Source organism: Paracidovorax anthurii (assembly GCF_003269065.1).
Classification (GTDB): Bacteria; Pseudomonadota; Gammaproteobacteria; order Burkholderiales; family Burkholderiaceae_C; genus Paracidovorax; species Paracidovorax anthurii.
The window spans coordinates 53,216-76,139 of the sequence record NZ_QLTA01000013.1; the positions used below are offsets into that span (position 1 = coordinate 53,216).

Annotated in this window: 15 protein-coding genes and 1 other RNA gene; 11 read left to right on the forward strand and 5 right to left on the reverse strand. The window is 71.0% G+C overall.

The window, feature by feature from the left end; all coding sequences use genetic code 11:
- Window positions 1-86: 86 nt before the first annotated feature.
- Window positions 87-1,307, forward strand: coding sequence for an exonuclease subunit SbcD (sbcD, locus tag AX018_RS08690; RefSeq protein WP_111876899.1), 1,221 nt, complete (start codon window positions 87-89; stop codon window positions 1,305-1,307).
- Complete coding sequence (locus tag AX018_RS08695) at window positions 1,304-4,759, forward strand: AAA family ATPase (RefSeq protein WP_111876900.1); 3,456 nt, start codon at window positions 1,304-1,306, stop codon at window positions 4,757-4,759. The genes sbcD and AX018_RS08695 overlap by 4 nt, the downstream gene beginning before the upstream one ends.
- 63 nt (window positions 4,760-4,822) lie before the next feature.
- On the opposite strand, the gene rho is transcribed toward AX018_RS08695, so the two are convergent.
- Together rho and trxA are read right to left on the reverse strand one after the other, a co-directional pair.
- Window positions 4,823-6,085 (reverse strand): transcription termination factor Rho, encoded by a 1,263-nt coding sequence (gene rho / locus AX018_RS08700; RefSeq protein ID WP_111876901.1) that lies wholly within the window; start codon window positions 6,083-6,085, stop codon window positions 4,823-4,825.
- A gap of 277 nt (window positions 6,086-6,362) precedes the next feature.
- Window positions 6,363-6,695, reverse strand: coding sequence for a thioredoxin TrxA (gene trxA, locus AX018_RS08705; RefSeq protein ID WP_111876902.1), 333 nt, complete (start codon window positions 6,693-6,695; stop codon window positions 6,363-6,365).
- Window positions 6,696-6,814: 119 nt separating this feature from the next.
- Between trxA and AX018_RS08710 the strand changes: the two genes are divergently transcribed.
- Genes AX018_RS08710 through AX018_RS08720 form a run of 3 tightly spaced genes read left to right on the forward strand, consistent with a single transcriptional unit; the run spans window position 6,815 to window position 14,342 of the window.
- Window positions 6,815-9,448, forward strand: coding sequence for a PD-(D/E)XK nuclease family protein (locus AX018_RS08710; RefSeq protein WP_111876903.1), 2,634 nt, complete (start codon window positions 6,815-6,817; stop codon window positions 9,446-9,448).
- Window positions 9,441-12,932: a UvrD-helicase domain-containing protein gene (locus AX018_RS08715; protein WP_111876904.1), complete on the forward strand. Its 3,492-nt coding sequence runs from the start codon at window positions 9,441-9,443 to the stop codon at window positions 12,930-12,932. The genes AX018_RS08710 and AX018_RS08715 overlap by 8 nt, the downstream gene beginning before the upstream one ends.
- A gap of 36 nt (window positions 12,933-12,968) precedes the next feature.
- Complete coding sequence (locus AX018_RS08720) at window positions 12,969-14,342, forward strand: TIGR03862 family flavoprotein (RefSeq protein WP_111876905.1); 1,374 nt, start codon at window positions 12,969-12,971, stop codon at window positions 14,340-14,342.
- Between the two features lie 61 nt (window positions 14,343-14,403).
- Here AX018_RS08720 and ffs read toward each other — a convergent pair.
- Together ffs and AX018_RS08730 are read right to left on the reverse strand one after the other, a co-directional pair.
- Window positions 14,404-14,500, reverse strand: an RNA gene (gene ffs / locus AX018_RS08725) — signal recognition particle sRNA small type.
- 84 nt (window positions 14,501-14,584) lie between these two features.
- Window positions 14,585-16,153, reverse strand: coding sequence for a methyl-accepting chemotaxis protein (locus AX018_RS08730; RefSeq protein WP_111876906.1), 1,569 nt, complete (start codon window positions 16,151-16,153; stop codon window positions 14,585-14,587).
- Window positions 16,154-16,276: 123 nt separating this feature from the next.
- On the opposite strand from AX018_RS08730, the gene dnaX reads away from it, so the two are divergent.
- The 6 genes from dnaX to AX018_RS08760 all read left to right on the forward strand — a co-directional run bounded on the left by dnaX (window position 16,277) and on the right by AX018_RS08760 (window position 21,353).
- A complete protein-coding gene (dnaX, locus tag AX018_RS08735) occupies window positions 16,277-18,259 on the forward strand; it encodes a DNA polymerase III subunit gamma/tau (protein ID WP_111876907.1) in 1,983 nt (660 codons plus the stop codon).
- Between the two features lie 127 nt (window positions 18,260-18,386).
- Window positions 18,387-18,719, forward strand: a complete 333-nt coding sequence (locus tag AX018_RS08740; RefSeq protein WP_111876908.1) for a YbaB/EbfC family nucleoid-associated protein — start codon at window positions 18,387-18,389, stop codon at window positions 18,717-18,719.
- Between the two features lie 22 nt (window positions 18,720-18,741).
- Entirely contained in the window at window positions 18,742-19,341 is a 600-nt protein-coding gene (gene recR, locus AX018_RS08745) for a recombination mediator RecR (protein WP_211322400.1), read from the forward strand.
- Between the two features lie 67 nt (window positions 19,342-19,408).
- A complete protein-coding gene (locus AX018_RS08750; RefSeq protein WP_111876910.1) occupies window positions 19,409-19,813 on the forward strand; it encodes an MAPEG family protein in 405 nt (134 codons plus the stop codon).
- Window positions 19,814-19,967: 154 nt separating this feature from the next.
- Window positions 19,968-21,026 (forward strand): ABC transporter substrate-binding protein, encoded by a 1,059-nt coding sequence (locus AX018_RS08755; RefSeq protein ID WP_111876911.1) that lies wholly within the window; start codon window positions 19,968-19,970, stop codon window positions 21,024-21,026.
- Between the two features lie 174 nt (window positions 21,027-21,200).
- A complete protein-coding gene (locus AX018_RS08760) occupies window positions 21,201-21,353 on the forward strand; it encodes a DUF3096 domain-containing protein (RefSeq protein WP_111876912.1) in 153 nt (50 codons plus the stop codon).
- Between the two features lie 48 nt (window positions 21,354-21,401).
- Here AX018_RS08760 and AX018_RS08765 read toward each other — a convergent pair whose 3' ends face one another.
- On the reverse strand, window positions 21,402-22,922 hold the full coding sequence (locus AX018_RS08765; protein ID WP_111876913.1) for a transglycosylase SLT domain-containing protein: 1,521 nt from the start codon (window positions 22,920-22,922) through the stop codon (window positions 21,402-21,404).
- Between the last annotated feature and the right edge of the window lie 2 nt (window positions 22,923-22,924).

Sequence of the window (22,924 nt, forward strand, 5' to 3'; positions counted from 1 at the left end):
ATTGCGACGCACTTTCCGCGGAAAAGCCGGCGATTATCGCATAGCGGTCTCACAATGAGACTGGAACATCAAGGAAAAGCCACATCTTGCGCCTGCTGCATACGTCCGACTGGCACCTGGGCCAGCATTTCATGGGCAAGACCCGCCAACCCGAGCACCGGGCTTTCATCGACTGGCTGGCCGAACAGGTGCGCGATCACGGCGTGGACGCCGTGATCGTGGCCGGGGATGTCTTCGATACCGGGGCGCCGCCCAGTTATGCGCGTGAGCTGTACCACCACGCCGTGCTGTCCTTGCGCGATGCCGGAGCCCAACTGGTCGTCCTGGGGGGCAACCACGACTCTGCCGCGGTGTTGGGCGAGAGCCGGAGCCTGCTCGCGCACCTGGGAACCCACGTGGTGCCCTGCGCCGCGGCAGAGCCCGGCGAGCAGATCCTGGTGCTCCGCACGCGTTCCGGCTCGCCCGGCGCCGTGCTGTGCGCGGTGCCCTATCTGCGGGCGCGCGAGCTGCTGCTGAGCCTGCCCGGCGAGAGCGCCGCCGACAAGCGGCTGGCGTTGCAGGTGGCGATCCAGGCGCACTACAAGGCGCTGCATGGGCTGGCACAAGAGCGCAGCAAGACCCTGGGCGGCCTGCCCATCGTGGCCACGGGGCACCTCACCACCGTGGGAGCGACGGCGGGAGACGCCGTCCGGGAGATCTATGTGGGGGCCCTCGAAGCCTTTCCCACCGATGCATTCCCGCCTGCGGATTACATCGCGCTGGGGCACATCCACCAGCCGATGAAGGTGGGGGGCCTGGAGCATGTCCGCTACAGCGGATCGCCCATACCGCTGGGTTTCGACGAGGCGGCGCAGCGCAAGGAGGTTCTGAAGGTGGAGTTCGACCCTGCGGGCATGAGGTCCGTGGTGCCTTTGCCCGTGCCTTGCTTCCAGCCGCTCGCGACCGTGCGGGGAAGCCTTGCGCAACTGCCCGATGCACTGGCGCGTATCGCCCGGGACGGTGGTGCGGACAGGCCTGTCTGGCTCGACGTGGAGGTGGCCGACGACGATTACCTGCCCGATCTGCAGGCGCGCATCGCCCGCATGGCCGAAGGCCTGCCGCTGGAGGTGCTGCGCGTGCGCAGGGCGCGCGGTGCCGTGAACCGCACGCTGGTCTCCCCGGCCAAGGAGACCCTGGACGAATTGGGGCCCATCGAGGTCTTCGAGAGGCGCTTGTCGGCAGAGCGCCTGGACGAAGGCCTGCAGCAGCGGCTGAGGGCGCTGTACCGCGCCGTTCTCTCAGACGTGCATGAGGAGGGCGGGGCATGAAGATCCTGGCGCTGCGCCTGAAGAATCTCAATTCGCTCAAGGGGGAATGGCGCATCGATTTCACGGCATCGCCCTTTGCGGAGGGTGGGCTGTTTGCCATCACCGGCCCTACGGGCGCTGGCAAGACCACGCTGCTCGATGCGATCTGCCTGGCGCTCTATCACCAGACGCCGCGCATCGGCGGGGTGTCGCAGGGGAGCAATGAACTCATGACTCGGCACACCGCGGACTGCCTGGCCGAGGTGGAGTTCGAGGCCAGGGGCGGGCGCTACCGGGCTTTCTGGAGTCAGCGGCGGGCCCGCGACAAAGCGGACGGCGCCCTGCAGCCCGTGCAGGTGGAACTGGCGGAGGTGCTGTCGGACCATGGCGCGGCCCGCCCGATCACGCAGAAGGTGCAGGACAAGCTGCGCCACACGGAGATGCTGACGGGCCTCAATTTCGAGCGATTCACCAAGTCGATGCTGCTGGCCCAGGGCGGCTTCGCGGCCTTTCTCGATGCGCCGGCCGGCAAGCGGGCCGAGCTGCTGGAGGAGTTGACCGGCACGGACGTCTATGGGCACATATCGCAGCGCGTGCACGAGCGCACGCGCGACGCCCGTGCCGCATTGGAGGCCTTGCGCGCGCAGGCCGGAAGCGTCGAATTGCTGGGCGATGAGGCGTTGGAGGGCCTGCGGCAGGAGTTTTCCGGGCTGGAGGCCCAGGGGCGGGCGCTGCAAGAGCAGCGTGCGCAGGCCGCCCGCGAGCGTGAATGGCTCACCGGGGTCGAGCGCGCGGCGGCCCGCCATGCGCAGACTGCGTTGCAATGGCAGCAGGCCGTGGCTGCGTGGGACGCCATGGCGGACGACGTGCAGCGGCTGGAGCGGTGCGAACCCGCCATGCGGCTGCTGCCTTTGCAGGCGGCCTGCGAGGCGGCCGTGCAGGCAGAGAGCGCGTGCTCTTCGCAGCTACGGGACAACGAAGGGCAGCATGCGCAGGCCCGGGCGCGGCACGCCACGGCGCTGCGGCAGGCGCACGCCGCCAGCCAGCGCCTGCTGGTGCAGCGAACGGCCGCCTGGCAGTCGTGCCGGGATGCTCTGGCGTCACTGAACGAACCTGCCGCGGACGATGCCCGCCATGCCGCGCTGGGCGAAAGGCTCAGCGATTGGCGCAGCCGCTTCAAGGCACTTGCCCAGCACAGGGAGGCCACGGACCGCACGCGCGTGCAGCAGGAGGTACAGGCCGGGCAATGGCGGGCCTTGAATGGGCGGCTGCTGGAGTGGAAAGGCATTCACCAGCGGGCGATGGCCACGCTGTCCCAGGCCCGCGAGGCCATGGAGCATGCGCGGCAGGCCCATGTCCAATGGCTTTCTGGCCAGGACGAAGCCCATTGGCGGCAGGAGGCGCTGCGACTGGCGGAGCGCGGCCAAGGCTGGCAGCGATTGCGCGAATGCCTGCGTGGGTGGCACGGGGCGCAGGAGCGCCAGGCGCGGCGGGCGGCAGAGCAAAGGGAATGGTCGCTCCAGGCCGAGCGGCTTGCCGTGGCCGTCCAGCATCTGCGTGAGCGCTATGCCGAGTGCCACCGGCAGGTGCAGGACAAGGAGCGGCTGCTGATTCTGGAGCAGCGCATCCAGGCGCTGGAAGCGCATCGCCGCCAGTTGAGGCCGGGCGAGGCATGCCCGGTGTGCGGTGCGACGGAGCATCCCGCTGTGGAGGCCTATGAGGCGCTGGACGTTTCCGCGACGCAGGCGGCGCTCGATGCCGCACACCGTGGCCGGGATGCCGTGGCGCAAGAGGGCCAGGATCGCAAAGCCGATCTCGGAGCCCTGCAGTCCCGGATCGCGCAGGCCCGGCAGGACGGCGAGGACGGTGAGCGGGCCATCGCTGCTTTGCAGGCGCAATGGCACGCGCTGTGCGCCGGGTTGCAGTGGCCCGCGGAGGATGCAGACGACGCCAGGCTGGCGGAGGCGGAGCGCCGCCACGCGGGGCTGCAGGACGATGCACAGAAGCATTGGACGGCCCTGGCCGAGGCGCGGGACTGCAGCGACGCGGCGCAGAGCACCTGGAGACAGGCGGAGCGGGAAGAGGGGGAGGCAGCCCGGCAGCATGCCCTGGCCGAGAGAGACCTCCTGGCTTGCCAGCAGCAGATGCAGGCTTTGGCGGCGTTGCAGGAGCGCCAGGAGTCCGAACACGGCGAGGCCGGTGCGGCCTTGTCGGCAGAGCTGTCGCAACTGGGCTACGCCATGCCCGAGGAGGGCGAATCCTGGCTGGAGGCCCGGGCGCAAGAGCTGGCCGCATGGCGGGCCGCGAATGTCCGCAGACAGGCCCTGTCGGCGCAGGAGCCCGTACTGCTGCAGGCCCTGCAGACCGCGCAGGCGCTGGCATCGGGATGGGGTGATCGGTGCGCCACTGCGGACGTGTCGCCGGATCATGGCCTCCTGGATGTGGAGGCTGCCCAGGACGATGCAGAGGATGCGCTGGCGCGGGCAGAGCGGGCCGTGGATGCGCAAGACCAGGCGATGGCCGTTTTGTCCGGGGGGCGCCAGGCGTTGCTGCGTGCGCATGAGCAGGCCTGCGCCGAGGTGTCGCGGTCCACGGAGGCGTGGGGGCAGGCGCTGGCGCTGAGCCCGTTCGCGGATGTGTCCGCATTCCAGGCCGCTTGCCTGGATGACCCCCGGAGGCTGCGGCTGCAGAGCGCTGTGGAGGGGGCGCGGCAGGCGGTCACCGAGACGCAGGCCCTGCACCGCGCCGCCTCCGATGCCCTGGCGGAATTGCAGCAGGCCCCGCGCACGGAGCGCACGGGCGAAGAACTCGATGCCGTGCGGGTCGATCTGGAGGGGCGCCTGACCGCCGCAGCGCAGCGCCAGGGCGCGATCACCAGCCAGTTGCGGGACGACGCCCGGCGCAGGGAAGGGCTGCAGGCGCTGCTCGAACGCATCGCCGGGCAGGCGTCGGATTGCGAGACGTGGCTGCACCTCAACGGCCTCATCGGTTCGGCCGATGGCGCCAGGTACCGCAAGTTCGCCCAGGGCCTGACGCTGGACCACCTCGTGCATCTGGCCAATCGCCAACTTTTGCGGCTGCACGGCCGCTACCAATTGGCCCGGCGCGCCGAGGGGGATCTGGAGCTGGAAGTGATCGATACCTGGCAGGCCGATGCGTCCCGCGACACGCGCACCCTGTCGGGTGGAGAGAGCTTTCTGGTGAGCCTGGCGCTGGCGCTCGCGCTGTCCGATCTGGTGAGCCACAAGACCCGCATCGATTCATTGTTTCTCGACGAAGGGTTCGGCACGCTGGACGGAGAAACCCTGGACATCGCGCTGGACGCGCTCGACGGGTTGCATGCGGGGGGCAAGACCATCGGCGTGATCAGCCATGTGGAGGCCTTGAAGGAGCGCATTCCGGTCCAGATCCGGGTGCACAAGGGTGTCGGCCTGGACTACAGCGCGCTCGACAGGCGCTTCGCGGTGCCCTGAATGGAAAAGGCCCCGCCGCATTGCTGCGGAGGGGCCTGAGGCCTGTGATCGGGGCGGAGCGTTTCAGCCGCCGCGGCGCATCATGTCGAAGAAGTCGACGTTGGTCTTGGTGGCCTTCATGTTCTTGATCATGAGCTCCATGCTCTCGATCTCGTCCATGTTGTAGAGGAACTGCCGCAGGATGCGGGTCTTTTGCAGGATCTCGGGCGGCAGCAGCAACTCTTCACGGCGTGTGCCGCTCTTGTTGAGTTCGATGGCCGGGAACACGCGCTTCTCGTAGAGGCGGCGGTTCAAGTGGACTTCGCTGTTGCCGGTGCCCTTGAATTCTTCGAAGATCACTTCGTCCATGCGACTGCCGGTGTCCACCAGGGCCGTGGCGATGATGGTGAGCGAGCCGCCTTCCTCGACCTTGCGCGCCGCGCCGAAGAAGCGCTTGGGGCGCTGCAGCGCGTTGGAGTCCACGCCACCCGACAGCACCTTGCCGGAGGAGGGCACGACGTTGTTGTAGGCACGGGCGAGGCGCGTGATGGAGTCCAGCAGGATCACCACGTCCTTCTTGAGCTCGACGAGGCGCTTGGCGCGCTCGATGACCATCTCGGCCACGTGCACGTGGCGGGCGGCGGGTTCGTCGAAGGTGGACGCGATGATCTCACCCTTCACGGTGCGCTGCATCTCGGTCACTTCCTCGGGCCGCTCGTCCACGAGCAGCACCATCAGGTGGACGTCGGGGTTGTTGGCGGTGATGGCGTGCGCGATGTGCTGCATCATCATCGTCTTGCCGCTCTTCGGGGGCGCCACGATCAGTGCGCGCTGGCCCCGGCCGATGGGCGCGATGATGTCGATGATCCGGCCCGTGATGTTCTCTTCGCCCTTCATGTCGCGTTCGAGCTTCATCTGTTCCTTGGGGAACAGCGGGGTCAGGTTCTCGAACATGACCTTGTGCTTGTTCTGCTCGGGCGGGCCGCCGTTCACGGCGTCGAGCTTGGTGAGCGCGAAGTAGCGCTCGCCATCCTTGGGCGTGCGCACCTCGCCCTCGATCATGTCGCCGGTGTGCAGGTTGAAGCGGCGCACCTGGCTGGGCGAGATGTAGATGTCGTCGGTGCTCGCCGTGTAGCTCGTGTCCGGGCTGCGCAGGAAGCCGAAGCCGTCGGGCAGGATTTCCAGCACGCCATCGGCGAAGACCTGTTCGCCCGCCTTGGCGCGCTTCTTGATGATCGCGAACATCAGCTCCTGCTTGCGCATGCGCCCGGTGTTCTCGATCTCCAGCTCTTCGGCCTGCTTGAGCACTTCGGACACGTGCAGTGCCTTGAGTTCGTTTAAATGCATGGGGGTGACTCCGGAACGGAGTGGATAGGAATTCAGGGAGAGACCGCGTGCCGGGTGAATCGCTCGAGGCGGATCCTGGCGGTTCTTGAGGATCTGCGACCGGCCGCCGATGCTGGGCTGGCCCGGTGATCAGCGCGGATTATGACAGGAAAAGGCGTCCGCTCATCAGGGGCTTGGCAGCTGCGCGCAAGAGGGGTGGCGGTGGTTGAAGGCGTTGGGGAGAAGAGGGTGCCGGGGCTTTGGCAAAGGCCCCGGCAACGGCTGCGATGAATGGTGGTCAGGCGAGTTGCTGATCGATGAACGCGGTCAGCTGCGCCTTGCTCATGGCACCCACCTTGGTGGCGGCGAGCTGGCCGTTCTTGAAGAGCATGAGCGTCGGGATGCCGCGGATGCCGAACTTGGCGGGCACCTCGCGGTTCTCGTCCACGTTCATCTTGGCCACCGTCAGCTTGCCCTGGTAGGAGCCGGCCACCTCGTCGAGGATGGGGGCGATCATCTTGCAGGGGCCGCACCATTCGGCCCAGTAATCCACCAGCACCGTGCTGCCGGGTTGCAGCACGTCGGATTCGAAGCTGGCGTCGGAGATGTGTTTGATCAGTTCGCTGGCCATGGCGCGTTCCTTGTGGATGCGAAAGAAAGTGGGATGTCCGTGGAAGGTGCGGATAAAGTTCCGGGATTGTGACAGAAAGACATTCCCCGCCGCCTCTTGTGGGCGGCGACCGCGCCGCTATGACAGTCATAGCGAAATCCGATGTGCTGGACAGGGCCTGGGCGGCGCTGCTGGAGCGCGTGCACGGCCTGGCGCGAGGCCCGGCCGCGCCGGCCGGCTCCGTGGTCGTGCTCGTGCCGTATGCGCAGCTCATGGGCGAGGCGCAGCGGCGATGGGCGCTGTCCTTTCCGGAGGGCTTCGCGCCGCGGTTCGAAACCACGCGCAATTGGGCCGGGCGCATCGCGCCTTTCGTGCCGCAGGGCGACGATCTCGCGCAGGACACGGGGCGGGATACGCTCACGGCCCGCTCCCTGCTCGACCGTGCCGGTCTGCAGGCGCAACGCGAACTGCTCGCGGGCCCGCTGCTGGAGGCCGCGAGCCAGCTGGCGCCCGCCGTCGCCGCGGTGCCGCCCGCCGCGCGCGATGCGTGGGCGGCGCAGGCGCGGCTGCTGCTGCCCCCGGCGGGCGATGGGGCCGTGCTGCGCTACGAGGCGGCCGTGGCGCGCATCGCCCTGGAATGGGCCCTGGCCACGCGGCATGCGACCGACGTGCTCTTCGAGGCCCGCGTGCGCGCCTCGACCGCGGCGCTCATCGTGCTCGACGGATTCCAGCCGGACCCGCTGGCGCATGCGTTGCGCGCCCACTGGGGGGGCGCATGCGCGGGGGCGCTGCCGCTGTGGAGCCCCGAGGTACCGGCCGGCGGCAGGCCCGCGCAGGCGATTGCGCTGCATGCCGCCTCCGATGCGGAGGACGAGGCGCAGCGCGCCGCCGCCTGCGTGCTGGCGCACCGGGCCCAGGGGCGCGCGCCCATTGCGCTGGCGGCCATCGACCGCGCGCTCACGCGCCGCATCGGTGCGCTGCTGCTGGGGCGCGGCCTGTCGGTGCACGATGAAAACGGGTGGACGCTCTCGACCACCCGCGCCGGGGCCCACGCCATGGCCGCGCTGCGTGCGTGCGCGCGCCAGGCCTCCGGCGATGCGGTGCTGGATTGGCTCAAGCATGCGCCGGCGGCCGAGGCCGGCGCGGTGCGCCAGACCGAGCGCTGGCTGCGCCGCTCGGGCCTGGGCGATTGGGGCGCGGCGGTGCGCGGCGCGGGGCTGGACGGGGTGGCCGGCCCGGAGCCGGGCGTGCGCGCGGCTGCCGAGCGGCTTTCCACGGGCCCTTTTTCCGCCCCACAGGCGATGGTGCGCCAGGTCGAGGCGTGGCGGGAATCCATGCAGCCCGCGCGCGCACTGCCGGACTGGCTGGCGGCGCTGCGGGCCCTGCTGCGGTCCACCGGCCAGTGGGAATGGCTTCTGGCCGATGGGGCGGGCATGCGGGTGCTGGCCGAGCTGCGGATGGGCGAGGGGCTGGAGGAGGAATGGCGTGCGCTGGACGCGGCCGGCCGCCCGATGTCGCTGCCGGAATTCACCCATTGGGTGGACGAGGTGCTGGAGGCGGGCCGGTTCCGTCCCCGCTTCGAGGGCGGCGGCACGCCCGACGTGGTCGTCGTGCCCCTGCAGCAGATGCTGGCCCGGCCGTTCGCTGCGCTGGTGGCGGCGGGGTGCGACGAGAAGCGGCTGCAGGCCGCGCCGGAGCCGCCCGGCCCGTGGACGCAGGCGCAGCGCGATGGCCTGGGCCTGCCCGCGCGCGCGGCCCTGGAGGCCGCGCAGCGCGCGGCGTGGGCGCATGCGCTCTGCGCGCCGGCGGTGGACGTGCTCTGGCGCATCGGCGACGAGGGCGGGGAGCCGCTGCTGGCCAGCCCGCTGGTGCTGGCGCTGCTGGCGTCGGGCCGGGGGCGGGCGGCGGCCGATCCGCGCGAGGGCCGCGACGTGGCGCTGGCGCCTGTCCCCAGGCCCCTGCCCACGGGCGACGCATTGCCCGTATCGCAGCTTTCATCGACCGCGTATGCCGATCTGCGGCATTGCCCCTATCGGTTCTTCGCGCTGCGGCAGTTGGGGCTGCAGGAGTCGGACGAGCTGGGCGCCGAAGTGGACAAGCGCGACTTCGGCAACTGGCTGCATGCCGTTCTGCAGCATTTCCACGAGGCCCTGCGCGATGCGCCCGTGGAAGACGACGGCGTGCGCCGCGCGCTGCTGGATGCGGCCGCCGAGGCCACGCTGCGCGCGCAGCGCCTCTCGCCGGCGGAGTTCCTGCCCTTCATGGCGGGCTGGCCCGCGCTGCGCGACGGCTATCTGCGCTGGCTCGCGGAGCACGAGGCCCAGGGGGCGCGCTTTCGCGAGGCCGAGCGGCGCTGCGCGCAGCCGCTCGGGACGCTGCAGCTCGTCGGCCTGCTCGACCGCGTCGATGCGGTGCGCGCGCAGGCGCCCGGCGACGAGCCGGCGACGATGGTGATCGACTACAAGACCGAGAGCGAGGCCGTCACGCGGCGGCGCATCGCCGCCGGCACCGAGGACACCCAGCTCGCGTTCTATGCCGCGCTGCTGGGCGACGACACGCTGCGCGCGGCCTACGTCAACGTGGGCGAGCGGGGCGAGACGCGCAGCTTCGAGCAGCCCGACGTGGTGCCCCTGCGCGACCGGCTCGTGGAAGGCATCCTGCACGACTTCAAACGCATCGCCGAGGGCGCGCCGATGCCGGCGCTGGGCGAGGGCGCCGTGTGCGACTACTGCGCCGCGCGCGGCCTGTGCCGCAAGGATTTTTGGCATGGCTGAGCCGCATCCGCCGTCCGTGTCCGCTGCCTACGAGCACAACGGCCGTCCCGTGGAGCGGGAAGCCTTCTACGCCATCGCCTGCGACCCCGGCCGCAGCGTGGCGGTGGAGGCCTGCGCCGGCGCCGGCAAGACCTGGATGCTGGTGTCGCGCATCGTGCGCGCCTTGCTGGACGGGTGCGCGCCGCACGAGATCCTGGCGATCACGTTCACGAAGAAGGCCGCGGGCGAGATGCGCCAGCGCCTGCAGGAATGGCTGGAAGCCTTCGCCGAGGCCCCGCTGCCGCGCCTGCAGGAGGAACTGCTGGCGCGCGGGCTCCCGCCGCAGCAGGCCCGCGAGGGGAGCGAGCGGCTCAAGGACCTGTACCACCGGGTGCTGGGCGCCGGGCGGCCCGTGCAGATCCGCACCTTCCACAGCTGGTTCGCCGCGCTGCTGGGCACCGCGCCGCTGGCGGTGCTGCAGTCGCGCGGGCTGCCGGCGCGCTATGAACTGCTGGAGGACGATGCCGAGGCGGTGCGGCAGGTCTGGCCGCTTTTCCTGCCGGTGGTGGTGGCGGATGCCGCCCTGCATGCCGACTACACCGAGGCGGTGGCGCGCCATGGCCGATCGCAGACGCGCAAGGCCCTGGAGGCGGCGCTGGACAAGCGCGTGGAGTTCGAGCTGGCCGATGCCTCGGGCGTGATCGACGGCTCCGTCCCGCCCTTCGGGGCGCTGTTCCCGGAATGGTCCGGGCTCGACCATCCCGCCCAGGCCCTCGCGGCGGCGCCGTGCCGCGAGCGCTGGCTGGCCTGGGCGTCGGCCCTCGGCACTGAGGCGAACAAGACGCCGCAGAAGGCCGCGGCCGCCATCATCGAGGCGTTCTTCGATGGCGTCGATGCCGATGCGCGGCTGGACACGCTGCGCCGCGCGCTCTTCGTGGCCAAGGAAGACCGGCTGTCCCGGAACCTGGAGAAATTCGCGGCCGCGCAGGAGGCGGAGCAGGAGCTGCAGCGCCTGTGCCTGGCCCGGCGCCAGCACGAGGCCTGGCTGCACCAGCAGCGCATGGCGCGGCTCGCCCGGGCGCTGGTGGCCGCTTTCGCGGCGCTCAAGCGCGAGCGCGGATGGGTGGACATGAACGATGTCGAGCGCACCGCCCTCGTGATGCTCTCCGACCCCGTGCTCAGCGGCTGGGTGCAGGAGCGCCTGGACGCGCGCGTGCGCCATCTGCTCATCGACGAATTCCAGGACACGAACCCGCTGCAGTGGCAGGCGCTGCACGCGTGGCTGTCCAGCTATGCGGGCACGGGCGGCGGGCACCGGCCGCCCAGCGTGTTCATCGTGGGCGACCCCAAGCAGAGCATCTACCGCTTTCGCCGCGCCGAGCCCCAGGTGTTCCTCGCGGCGCAGGCCTTCGTGCGCCAGGGGCTGGGCGGCGACCTGCTGGCCTGCGACCACACGCGCCGCAATGCCACGGGCGTGATCGCCGCCGTGAACCAGGTCATGGGCGCCGCGCAGGCGCAGGGCGAAACCGCGGGCTACCGCGAGCACACCACCGAATCCCGCGACGCGGGGCAACTGCTGTGCCTGCCGCCCATCGCCGGGGAGCCGGCGGAGGAGCCCCTGGCCGATGCCGCCACGGCGGACCCGCTGGCCTGGCGCGACAGCCTGACCCAGCCGCGCCACGAGCCGGAGGAGACGCTGCGCATGCAGGAATGCACCCAGGCCGCGCGCTGGGTGGCCGGGCAGATCGCGGCGGGCACGCCGCCCCGGGAAATCATGGTGCTCGCGCGCAAGCGCGACCGGCTCGCCAGCCTGCAGGAGGCGCTGAGGGATCTGCACATCCCCTGCGTGCAACCCGAGAAGGCGCGGCTGTGCGAGGCGCCCGAGGTGCAGGACGTGGTGGCCCTGCTCGATGCCCTGGTGTCGCCGGGGCACGACCTGTCCCTGGCGCGGGCGCTGCGCTCGCCGCTCTTCGGCCTGGACGACGACCTGCTGGTGCGCGTGGCGGTGGCGCGCCGCGCGGCGGCGGCCGCGGCCACGGAGGCGGGCCAGGGTCAGGCCCCCGCCTGGTTCGATTTGCTATCGAAAGATGAGCTACTTGCCCAGCAGAATCGGCGACTGGCGGCCGATTTGATGCTCTACAAGCGCTGGGTGGACCAATGGCCGCCCCACGACGCGCTGCACGCCATCTACCGCCACCGTGACGTGCTGGCCCGGTTCGCCGCGGCGGCGCCGGCGCCGCTGCGCGCCAGCGTGCTGGCCAATCTGCGGGCGTTGCTGTCGGCCGCGCTGCAGCAGGATGGCGGGCGCTATCTCACCCCCTATGCCTTCGTGCGCGCCATGAAGCGGCCGGGGCAGCGCGCGCCCGGCCGCGTGGACGCGCAGGCGGTGCGCCTGCTCACGGTGCACGGCGCCAAGGGACTGGAGGCCGATGCGGTGCTGCTGCTCGACACCGACACCCGTCCCCAGAAGGCCGAGACCATGGGCGTGCTGGTGGACTGGCCGGGGGAGATGCCCGAGCCGCGCTGCTTCGTCTTTCTCGCGAGCGAATCCGCTCCGCCGCCCAGCGCCGTCGATGCGCTGGCGGCCGAGCAGGCCGAGCGCCAGCGCGAGGAACTCAACACGCTCTACGTGGCGATGACCCGGGCGCGCCATTGCCTGGCGCTGTCCTCGGTGCGGCCCGGCCAGTCCGCGCCGGGAAGCTGGTGGAACCGGATCGCTCCGCTGGCCTTGCCGGCGCTGGCGCCCGACGACGCCGAAATGCCGGGCGCGGCCGGGGAGGGGGATGCCGGCACCACGCGGCTGCCGGAGTTGCCGGGCTGGGCCGAGGCCCCGGGCCCGCTGGAGGCCGGCGCGGCGGTGCAGGGCGAGGCCTTGGCGCCGCCCGGGGCGGAAGCGGCCGCATCCACCCCCGATTCCCGGCAGGGCGAGGCCATGCACCAGTTGCTGGAGCAGGCCGGGCTTGCCGGCGATGGCGGCCGGGGCGTGCTGGAGAGCGGCTGGCCGGCCGCGCGGCTGGCGCGGCTCGCGAAGGATTTCGACCTGCCCGAGGGCCGTGCCGGGCAGGCCGCGGCGCTGGCGCGGCGCATCCTGGGCGGCGAGGGCGCGTGGGCCTGGGACCCGTCGGCCATCGACCTGGCGCTGGACGAGGCGCCCATCGTGCACCGGGGGCAGTCCCTGCGCATCGACCGCCTCGTGCGCCGGCCGGCGGCCGGGGGGCGGCCGGCCGAGTGGTGGGTGCTGGACTACAAGAGCGCGGCGGAACCCGAACGCCAGCCCGGGCTGCTCGCGCAGCTGCGCCGCTACCGCGCCGCCGTGCAGGCGCAGGCGCCCGGCGACGTGGTGCGGGCGGCGTTTCTCGCCGGGGATGGCCGCATGGTCGAGGTCCTGCCCGAGCCCGATGGCGGCGCGGGGCCCGCGCAGCCATTACCATCGCCCCCCCCGGCGTCCGCGCCGCCTCCGCCTGCCGCGCCGGGCCGTCCCGTGCAAGGCGCCCTGTTCGACTGACGGGGCGGCGTTTTTCTCCTATTCGATTGGATCGACATGTCTTCTTCCGCTCCCGCGCCCGCGGTCGCTTCCTGGTCCTGTGACGCCGCGGTGGTCGGCGGCGGGCCTGCCGGCCTGATGGCGGCCGAAGTGCTGGCCAGGGCCGGGCTGGCGGTGCATGTCTTCGACGCCATGCCCTCGGTGGGGCGGAAATTCCTGCTGGCCGGCAAGGGCGGGCTCAACCTCACGCATTCAGAACCGCTCGGCCCGTTCATGGGGCGCTTCGGGGATCGGGCGGCCGTGCTGGCGCCCTGGCTGGAGGCCTTCGGCCCCGATGCGCTGCGCAACTGGGCGCGCGACCTGGGGGTGGAGACCTTCGTGGGCACGTCGGGCCGGGTGTTTCCCGCGGACATGAAGGCGGCCCCGCTGCTGCGTGCTTGGCTGCACCGCCTGCGCGGCATGGGCGTGCGCTTGCACATGCGGCACCGCTGGCAGGGCGCGGCGACTCCGTTGGGCGAGGGCGGGCGCGATGGGCATTCCCTGGGTTTTTTCACGCCGGCCGGCGAGGTCCATGTGGCGGCCCGGGCCGCCGTGCTGGCGCTGGGCGGCGCGAGCTGGCGGCGCCTGGGTTCGGACGGGGCCTGGGCGCCGTGGCTCGCGGCGCAGGGCGTGCCCGTGTCGCCCTTGAAGCCGGCCAACTGCGGTTTCGACGTGCTGGGGCCGGGCGCGCCGGCGGACGAGACGCGGCGTGAGTTCCTGCAGGCGCTCATCGGCCGGGAGCCCACGCCGCCGCTGGGCTGGACGGCGTATTTCGCCGAGCGGTTTGCCGGCCAGCCGTTCAAGTCGGTGGCGCTGCATTTCACCGACAGCCAGGGGCGGGCCTTCCACCGCCGCGGCGAGTTCGTGGCGACCGCCTCGGGCGTGGAGGGCAGCCTGGTCTATGCCGTGTCCGCGCTGCTGCGCGACGAAATCGCGGCCCATGGCCACGCCACGTTCTTCCTGGACCTGCTGCCCGACCACACGCCCGAGCGGGTCGAGAAAGAGGTGCGCCATCCGAGGGGCACGCGCAGCCTGGGCAGCCACCTCAAGAGCCGGCTCGGCCTGGATGGCATCAAGACCGCGATCCTCCATGAGCAACTGGGCAAAGACGGGGTGCGGGACGCCCATGCGCTGGCGCGCGCGATCAAGGCCCTGCCGGTCACCGTGGTGGCGCCCCGGCCGCTGGACGAGGCGATCAGCACGGCCGGCGGCGTGGCGTTCGATGGGCTGGACGCGCGGCTGATGCTGGCGGCCCGGCCGGGCGTGTTCTGCGCGGGCGAGATGCTCGACTGGGAAGCCCCCACGGGGGGCTACCTGCTCACCGCCTGCATGGCGACGGGGGCCGCGGCGGGCCAGGGGGCCGCGCAGTGGCTGCGGTCGGCGGCGGATTGAGGTCGTTGCGCGCCCGGATGGCCGGGCGAGAGCCCGGGAAGGCGCGAAAGAAGAAAAGGAAGTTGACGAGCCTTACCCCCGGCACTGGCTCCACGGTTAGGGCTGCTTGGTTCCCCACCTGACCCGGTTGGCCGCTTCCCCATGCGGGGAGGCCCGTCAGCGCGCATTGTATCCAATGTGCCGGACCGTCTTCCCGAAAAAGCCCGCGATCCCGGAACGAGTTCAGGATCGTGAACTCGTTCTCAGCGGGGCGGGACCTTGAAGACCCCCACCAGCTCCTCCAGCCGGGCGGCCTGTGTCTTCAGGGATTCCGCCGCCGATGCGGCTTCCTCCACCAGCGCGGCGTTCTGCTGGGTGGCCTGGTCCATGTGCGTCACGGCCAGGTTCACCTGGTCGATGCCCGCCGCCTGCTCCTGGTTGGCGGAGGCGATGCCCCGGATCAGCCCGGCCACCTCCTGCACGCTGCTGACCACTTCAGCCATGGTGCTGCCGGCCTGATCGACGAGGCGCGAGCTCTCGCCCACCTGCTGCACCGAGGTGTCGATGAGCTGCTTGATCTCCTTGGCCGCGGAGGCTGAGCGCTGCGCCAGCCCGCGCACCTCCGCCGCGACGACGGCGAAGCCGCGCCCCTGCTCGCCGGCGCGGGCGGCCTCCACCGCCGCGTTGAGCGCCAGGATGTTGGTCTGGAAGGCGATGCCGTCGATGACGCCGATGATGTCCACGATCTTGCGCGAGGAGGCGTTGACGGCGCCCATCGTGCTCACGACCTCGCCCACCACCGCGCCGCCTTTCTGCGCCACCTCCGAGGCGGTGCTGGCCAGCTCGGCCGCGTGGCGCGCATGGTCGGCGTTCTGCCGCACGGTGCTCGTGAGCTGCTCCATCGAGGCGGCCGTCTGCTGCAGCGCGCTGGCCTGCTGCTCGGTGCGCGAGGAGAGGTCGTTGTTGCCCGCCGCGATCTCGGTCGATGCGTTGGCGATGGACTGCGTGCTGGCGCGCACCTCGCTCACGATGTGGGCGATGCTCTGGCGCATGCGCTCCATGGCGTACAGCAGGCTGGAGCGGTCTCCCGGCTTGAGGGGGATGTCCATCGACAGGTCTCCGGCCGCCATCTGCCCGCTCACGCGCGCGGCGGTGCCGGGCTCGCCGCCCAGCTCGCGCAGCATGCCGCGCGCTAGCAGCAGGCCGATGCCGAGCAGCACGCTGGCCAGCGCCAGGGCCGCGATGCCGAAGGTCAGGATGCGGGAATTCACCGTGGACTCCACCGTGTCCACGTACACGCCCGAGCCCACCACCCAGCCCCAGGGCGCGAACCCCTTGACGTAGGACACCTTGGGCACGGGGTCGGAGCTGCCCGGCTTGGGCCACATGTAGTACACGAAACCCGCGCCGTTGGCCTTCACCGCATCCACGAAGGCCACGAAGATACGCAGGCCGGTGGGGTCCTTGTTCTCCGAGAGGTTCTTGCCGTCCAGTTCCGGGCGGATCGGGTGCATCACCATGACCGGCTGCATGTCGTTGATCCAGAAATACTCGCTGCCGCTGTAGCGCATGGACCGCAGGCTGTCCTGGGCCATCTGCCGCGCCTGGGCATCGGACATCTTTCCCTGCGTCGAGAGTGCGTGGTAGTGCGCGACCAGGCTGTGCGCCGTTTCCACGTTCTGCCGCACGCTGCTCTTGCGCTCCTCCATGATGAGGCGCTTCTCGGACGCCAGCAGGATGGCGGTGATGAGCACGATGCCGAGCATGGCGCAGGCGATGAGCAGGCCGAGCCGCTTGGCGATGCCTGTGGATGGGCGGGGAGCGGTGTCCATGGGTCCGGTCTTTCGGAAAAACGCCCGGCTCGGGCCCGCCAAGCGCGGCACCGCCGGGTACCGGCCATGCTAAAGGAGCCGGCGGGCGCGGCGAGGCGGTTCGACCCCCGTAGAATCCCGCGGATGTCCTACCTCGTGCTCGCCCGCAAGTACCGTCCGCGCAATTTCTCCGAGATGGTGGGCCAGGAGCACGTCGTGCAGGCCCTCTCGAACGCGCTCACCCAGCAGCGGCTGCACCATGCCTACCTGTTCACGGGCACCCGTGGCGTGGGCAAGACCACGGTCTCGCGCATCCTGGCCAAGTCGCTCAACTGCCAGGGCCCGGACGGGCAGGGCGGCATCACCGCCACGCCCTGCGGCGTGTGCCAGGCCTGCACCGACATCGATTCCGGCCGCTTCGTGGACTACACCGAGCTGGACGCGGCCTCCAACCGGGGCGTGGACGAGGTGCAGGGCCTGCTGGAGCAGGCGGTGTACAAGCCGGTGCAGGGCCGCTTCAAGGTCTTCATGATCGACGAAGTGCACATGCTCACGAACACCGCGTTCAACGCGATGCTCAAGACGCTGGAGGAGCCGCCGGAATACCTCAAGTTCGTGCTGGCCACCACCGATCCGCAGAAGGTGCCGGTCACGGTGCTCTCGCGCTGCCTGCAGTTCAACCTGCGGCCCATGGCCCCCGAGACGGTGCTGGAGCACCTCACGCGCGTGCTGGCGCAAGAGAGCGTGCCGGCCGAGCCGCAGGCGCTGCGGCTGCTGGCGCGCGCCGCGCGGGGCTCGATGCGCGACGCGCTCTCGCTCACCGACCAGGCGATCGCCTTCGGCAGCGGCCAGCTGCAGGAGGCCGGCGTGCGCCAGATGCTGGGCAGCGTGGACCGCTCCTATGTGTTCCGGCTCATCGACGCCCTGGCGCGCGGCGACGGCCGCACGGTGGTGGAAACCTCCGACGCGCTGCGCATGCACGGCCTCTCGGCCGCCTCCACGCTGGAGGAGATGAGCGCGGTGCTGCAGCGCATGGCCGTCCTGCAGGCCGTGCCGCAGATGGCCGAGGCCGTGGACGCGGGCGACCCCGATGCCGCCGAGACGGCCCGGCTCGCGGCCGCGATGCCCGCCGACGAAACCCAGCTGCTCTACAGCATCTGCCTGCACGGGCGGACCGAGCTGGGGCTGGCGCCCGACGAATACGCCGCGCTCACCATGGCGCTGCTGCGGCTGCTCGCGTTCAAGCCTCCCGTGGATGGCGGCGGGCCCGCGGCGGAAAAAAAAACACTGCCCGCCACCCCTGAGCGGGGCGGGCCTCCCCCCGTAGCCACGCCATCGGTGCAGGGCGCGCCGGCCGGGCTCGCTGCGATGCCGCCCAGGGAGGCCGGCCCGGCGCCCACGCGATCCGAAGGGGTTCCCACCGACGCGGAGCCACCCCGTGCCGCCCTCCATGAACCCGAGGCGCCGCCGCCCAGGTCCGAGCCTCCCGCGCCGCCCGAGTGGGAATCCGCCGGCGGCGGGCAGGTCTCCGCCGCGCATCCGGGGCCGGGGGGCGAGGCGGTGCGCCTGCCGGTCCGCACGGCGGCCGATTTGCAGTCAGGCAGGCCCCATGTCGCCGAGAAATCTACATATCCTGCTCCTGAAATCGTAGCAATCCCCGTGCGGGAAGCTCCGGAGCCCGGGGCCCGGCTGCAGCCCGTGGCCGCGCCCGGCGGCATGCCGGCCTCGGCACGCTATACCCCCACGGAAGAGGGCGACGTCTGGCACGCCACCGTGCGGCAGCTCGTGGCGGCGGAGGCCATCAACGCCCTGGTGCGCGAGCTGGCGCTGCAGTCGCAACTGGTGGCGCGCGATGCCGACCACTGGCTGCTGCGCGTGGAGCGCGAGTCGCTGAACCAGCCCGTGGCCCGCGAGCGCCTGCGCGCCGCCCTGGAGGCCGCCGGTTTCGCGCGGCAGATCAGCGTGGAGGTGGGCGCCGTCATCGACAGCCCGGCCCGGCGCAACGCCCACGCGGCCGCCGAGCGCCAGCGGCGCGCGCAGGAGATCGTCGAGAACGACCCCTACGTGCAGAGCCTGATGCGCGACTTCGGGGCGAGAATCGTGCCCGGCAGCATCAAGCCCGTGTAAACACGTTCCGAGGGCGCTGCGCCCGCCCGCCGGGACACCGCGGGCCGCCACCGCCCGGCCATCGCCTTCGCTTTCGTCTTTTTTCTCTCCGGAAACCCCTCCGACCCATCAGAAAAGGAACCACACCATGTTCAACAAAGGACAACTCGCCGGCCTCATGAAGCAGGCGCAGGCCATGCAGGACAACCTGAAGAAGGCCCAGGACGAGCTGGCCAACATCGAGGTGGAGGGCGAATCCGGCGCCGGCCTCGTCAAGGTGCTCATGACCTGCAAGCACGACGTCAAGCGCGTGACCATCGACCCGAGCCTGCTCGCCGACGACAAGGACATGCTGGAGGACCTGGTCGCGGCCGCCTTCAACGCCGCCGTGCGCAAGGCCGAGGAAACCTCGCAGGAGAAGATGGGCAAGCTCACCGCCGGCATGCCCGGCCTGCCGCCGGGCATGAAGTTCCCGTTCTGAGCGCCACGCCATTTCGCAGAGCATGCCGCCCGCATCCGATATGCATTCCCTCGACGCCCTCGTGCAGGCCCTGCGGCGCCTGCCGGGCGTCGGCGTGAAGTCGGCCCAGCGCATGGCCTTCCACCTGCTGCAGCACGACCGCGAGGGGGCCGAGCTGCTCTCTCGCGCGCTGCGCGAGGCGGCCGTGTCCGTGCGGCACTGCGCGCGCTGCCACACCTTCACGGAAGGCGAGGTGTGCGCGACCTGCCTGGACCCGGAGCGCGATGCGTCCCGGCTGGCGGTGGTGGAAACCCCCGCCGACCAGGCCGCGCTGGAGCGCACGGGGGCCTTCAGGGGGCTGTATTTCGTGCTGATGGGGCGGCTCTCCCCGCTCGACGGCATCGGCCCCAGGGACATCGGCTTCGCGAAGCTGCTGGAGCGGGCCGGCGACGGCGTGGTGCAGGAAGTGATCCTCGCCACCAACTTCACCGCCGAGGGCGAGGCGACCGCGTATGCGATCAGCGAGGTGCTGAAGGCGCGCGGCCTGCATGTCACCCGGCTGGCCCGGGGCGTGCCCGTGGGCAGCGAGCTCGAATACGTGGACCTCGGCACCATCGCGCACGCCCTCGTCGACCGGCGGTAGGTGTGCTATAGAATTAATAGCTGCTCATGTCCATTTTTCGGCGACATGGGCGTGAAAAGGCTTTGACATGAACTCCCTGCACATCGCGCGGTTCACCGTGGCGTACTGGTGTGTCTTCGCGATGGTGCTGATGCCGATCGCCTGTGCCATGCTCGCCAAGCGCGGCAGTTTCCGCGGCGCGGACAACCACGATCCGCGCGCCTGGGCCGCGCGGCAGTCCGACTGGCGGGGCCGTGTGATCGCGGCGCAGGCCAACACGTTCGAATGCCTGCCGTTCTTCATCGGCGCCGTGATCGTGGCGCACCAGTTGGGCGCCGCCCAGACGCTGCTGGACCTGCTGGCGCTGGCCTTCGTGATGTTGCGCGGCTTCTACGTGCTGATGTACGTGTCGGACATGCCGACCGCGCGCAGCGCGGTGTGGCTCGGCGCGTTCATGGTCAACACGGCGATTTTTTTCCTGGGCTACCGGTAGGGCGACCCCGGAGCGCATTCTTTCCACCGCTCTTCGCGCGGCGCCTCCAGGGCGCCGTGTTTTTTTCGCCTACAGGGATTCCTACGGATGCCGGCCGGAGGGTTTTTGAGGCACGATTGCTGCACTGCAACATGCAGAGCCCCCTGCCGTTTCCATGAGCCTGTCCTCGATTGATCGCCGCCGCTTCGGAGCGATTGCCGCATGCCTGCCGCTGGCGGGCCTGGGGGCTGGCACGGCGCGGGCCATCGCGCCGCCTTTCTCGCAGGGGGTGCATGGCCGGGTGCGCGTGGCGGTGGCCGGGGCGGGGCTGCTCTACCACCTGCCGCTCACCATCGCGCAGCAGTTGGGGTTCTTCCGCGCCGAGGGGCTGGAGGTCTCGCTGCAGGACTACACGGGCGGGGCGCTCGCGCTGCGGGCCCTGCTGCAGGGCGAGGCCGACGTGTGCTCGGGGGCTTACGACCATACGCTGCGCGCGCAGTTGCAGGGGCTGCCCTGCACCGCCTTCGTGCTGCAGGTCCGGGCGCCGCAGCTCGCGCTCGCGGCCTCCGCGCGCGCGTGGCCGGTGCGCAGCGTGCCCCGCTTCAAGGGGCTGCGCGTCGGGGTGACGGCCCCCGGCTCCTCCTCGCACATGGTGGCGCGGATGGCGCTCTCGCAGGGGGGAGCGTCGCTGGAGGACATCGATTTCATCGGCGTGGGCATGGGCCAGTCCGCGCTTTCCGCATTGCGCCAGGGGCGCGTCCATGCGCTGTGCCATGCCGATCCGATCGTGAGCCTCCTGGAGCAGCGCAGCGAGGTGCGCCTGCTGTGCGACACGCGCACGCTCAAGGGCTCGCAGGAGCTTTTCGGCGGCACGATGCCGGGGGCGACCCTCTATGCGCCGCGTGCCTTCGTGCAGCACCAGGCGGCCACGTCGCAGGCGCTGGTCAATGCCATGGTCCACGCCCTCAAATGGCTGCAGACGGCCAGCGCCGCCGACCTCATGCGCGTGGTGCCCCAGGACTACCTGATGGGCGACCGGGGAACGTACCTGGCCGCGTTCCACAAGGTGCGCGACACGTTCTCGCCCGATGGCCTGATGCCCGACGACGGCCCCGCCACGGCGCTGCGCACCCTCGCGCGGCTGCAGCCCGAGCAGGCCTCCGCGAAGGTGGACCTGGGGCGGACCTTCACGAACGAATTCGCGCGCAAGGCCAAGACCAAGTTCAATGCATGACGCTGGCGCGACCCCTGCGAGATCGTGAACGCATTCCAAGTGCCGCCATGGTCCGACAGGCCAGGGCCGCCGCGGCGGGATAGAGTGCTCGGCGCCGCGCGCGGGAAACCCGTCCCGGGCCGGCCTGTCCTTTCTTCTTTTTCTCCCCGCAAACCGCCACAAAGGAACCCCTCCATGTCGCTGAACCTCAGCATCGGCCCGCTCGTCTCCCTCATCGCAGGCATTCTCATCCTGGTGATGCCGCGCCTGCTCAACATCATCGTGGCGCTCTACCTGATCGTCATCGGCATCCTGGGCCTGGTCGGCATGCACACGCTGCGCCTGTGACCGGGCCGCGCCGCCCGGCCGGGCCCGGCCGGCACGGTGGCCTTGCCGTCAGCGCTTCTTGCGCGAGGGCGTGCCGCCCTTGCGCGAGGTGGGCGCGGCCGTCTTCTTGGCGTTGCCCCGGGCCGGGGCGGCCTGCTTGCCGCGCGACGGCGCGGCCGAGGAGGACATGCGCACGGGCAGGTAGACCACCACCTGCTCGCCGGCCTTGAAAGAGGCCGTGGCTTTCACGTCGTTCCAGGTGGCCACGTCGGCGGTGGTCACCTTGTAGCGGCGGGCGATGGTAGTCACCGAGTCGCGCTTGCCGGCCCGCACCGTGGTGCGCCGCGTGACGATCTCGGGGGTGAAGGCCACCTGGCCGTTGTCGGCCACCTGGCCGGGCACGTCGGCCCGCGTGGCCTGTCCGCGCGGCACCATGAGCGCCGAGCCGGCCTTGATGAGCATGCGGGGCGGGATCTTGTTCACGTTGCGCAGGTCGGATTCGCTCATGCCCACGCGCTGGGCCGCCGCCGCGGCGCTCATGGTGGTGGGCACGCTCCAGACCGTCCAGCTCGCGTACTGGCCCTCCGTGTAGGCCTCCAGGTTCTTGCGGAACACCTGGGCGTTGTCCCAGGGCAGCAGGATCTGCGGCATGCCGGCCGCGAGGATGATGGGCTTGTGCAGCGAGGGGTTGAGTTCGCGGAAATCCCCTTCGCGCACGCCCGCGAGGCTGGCCACCAGCGAGACGTCGATGTCGCGCGTGATGTCCACGGTCTGGAAGTAGGGGTGGTTCTCGATCAGCGGCAGCTCGGTGTTGAAGCGCTCGGGGCTGGCGACGATGTTCTTCACGGCCTGCAGCTTGGGCACGTACAGGCGCGTCTCGGCCGGCATGTTCAGGTCGGTGTAGCCGGTGCCCAGGCCCTGCTTCTGGTTGCGGGCGATGGCGCGGCTCACGTTGCCTTCGCCCCAGTTGTAGGCGGCCAGGGCCAGGTGCCAGTCGCCGAACATGGTGTAGAGCCGCTGCAGGTAGTCGAGCGCGGCGCGGGTGGAGGCGAGCACGTCGCGGCGGTCGTCGCGGAAGGCGTTCTGCTTGAGCTGGTAGTCGCTGCCCGTGGCGGGCATGAACTGCCACATGCCCACGGCCTTCGCGCTGGAGACCGCCATGGGGTTGAAGGCGCTCTCGATGTAGGGCAGCAGGGCCAACTCGGTGGGCATGCCGCGCAGTTCCAACTCCTCGACGATGTGGAACAGGTACTTGCTGGAGCGCTCCGTCATGCGCTGCATGTAGTCGGGCCGGCTCGCGTACCAGAGCTCGCGGTCGCGCACGAGGTCCTGGTCCAGGTCGGGCATGGCGAAGCCCCGGCGGATGCGGTCCCAGAGGTCGGAGGGGGCCGCGAGCGAGGTCACGCTGAAGTGGCTCGCATCCGCCGCGGTGATCGGCAGCAGCGGCCCGGAGGGTATCCGGGGCGCGGGGCTGGCGGGGGCGCTGCCCGTGGCGGCCGGGGGCGGGGTGTCTTTGTTCGCGGTGCCGGGGGCCGCGCAGCCGGTGAGCCAGAGCACGCTCGCGAGGCCCAGGATGTGCAGGAGTTTCATGG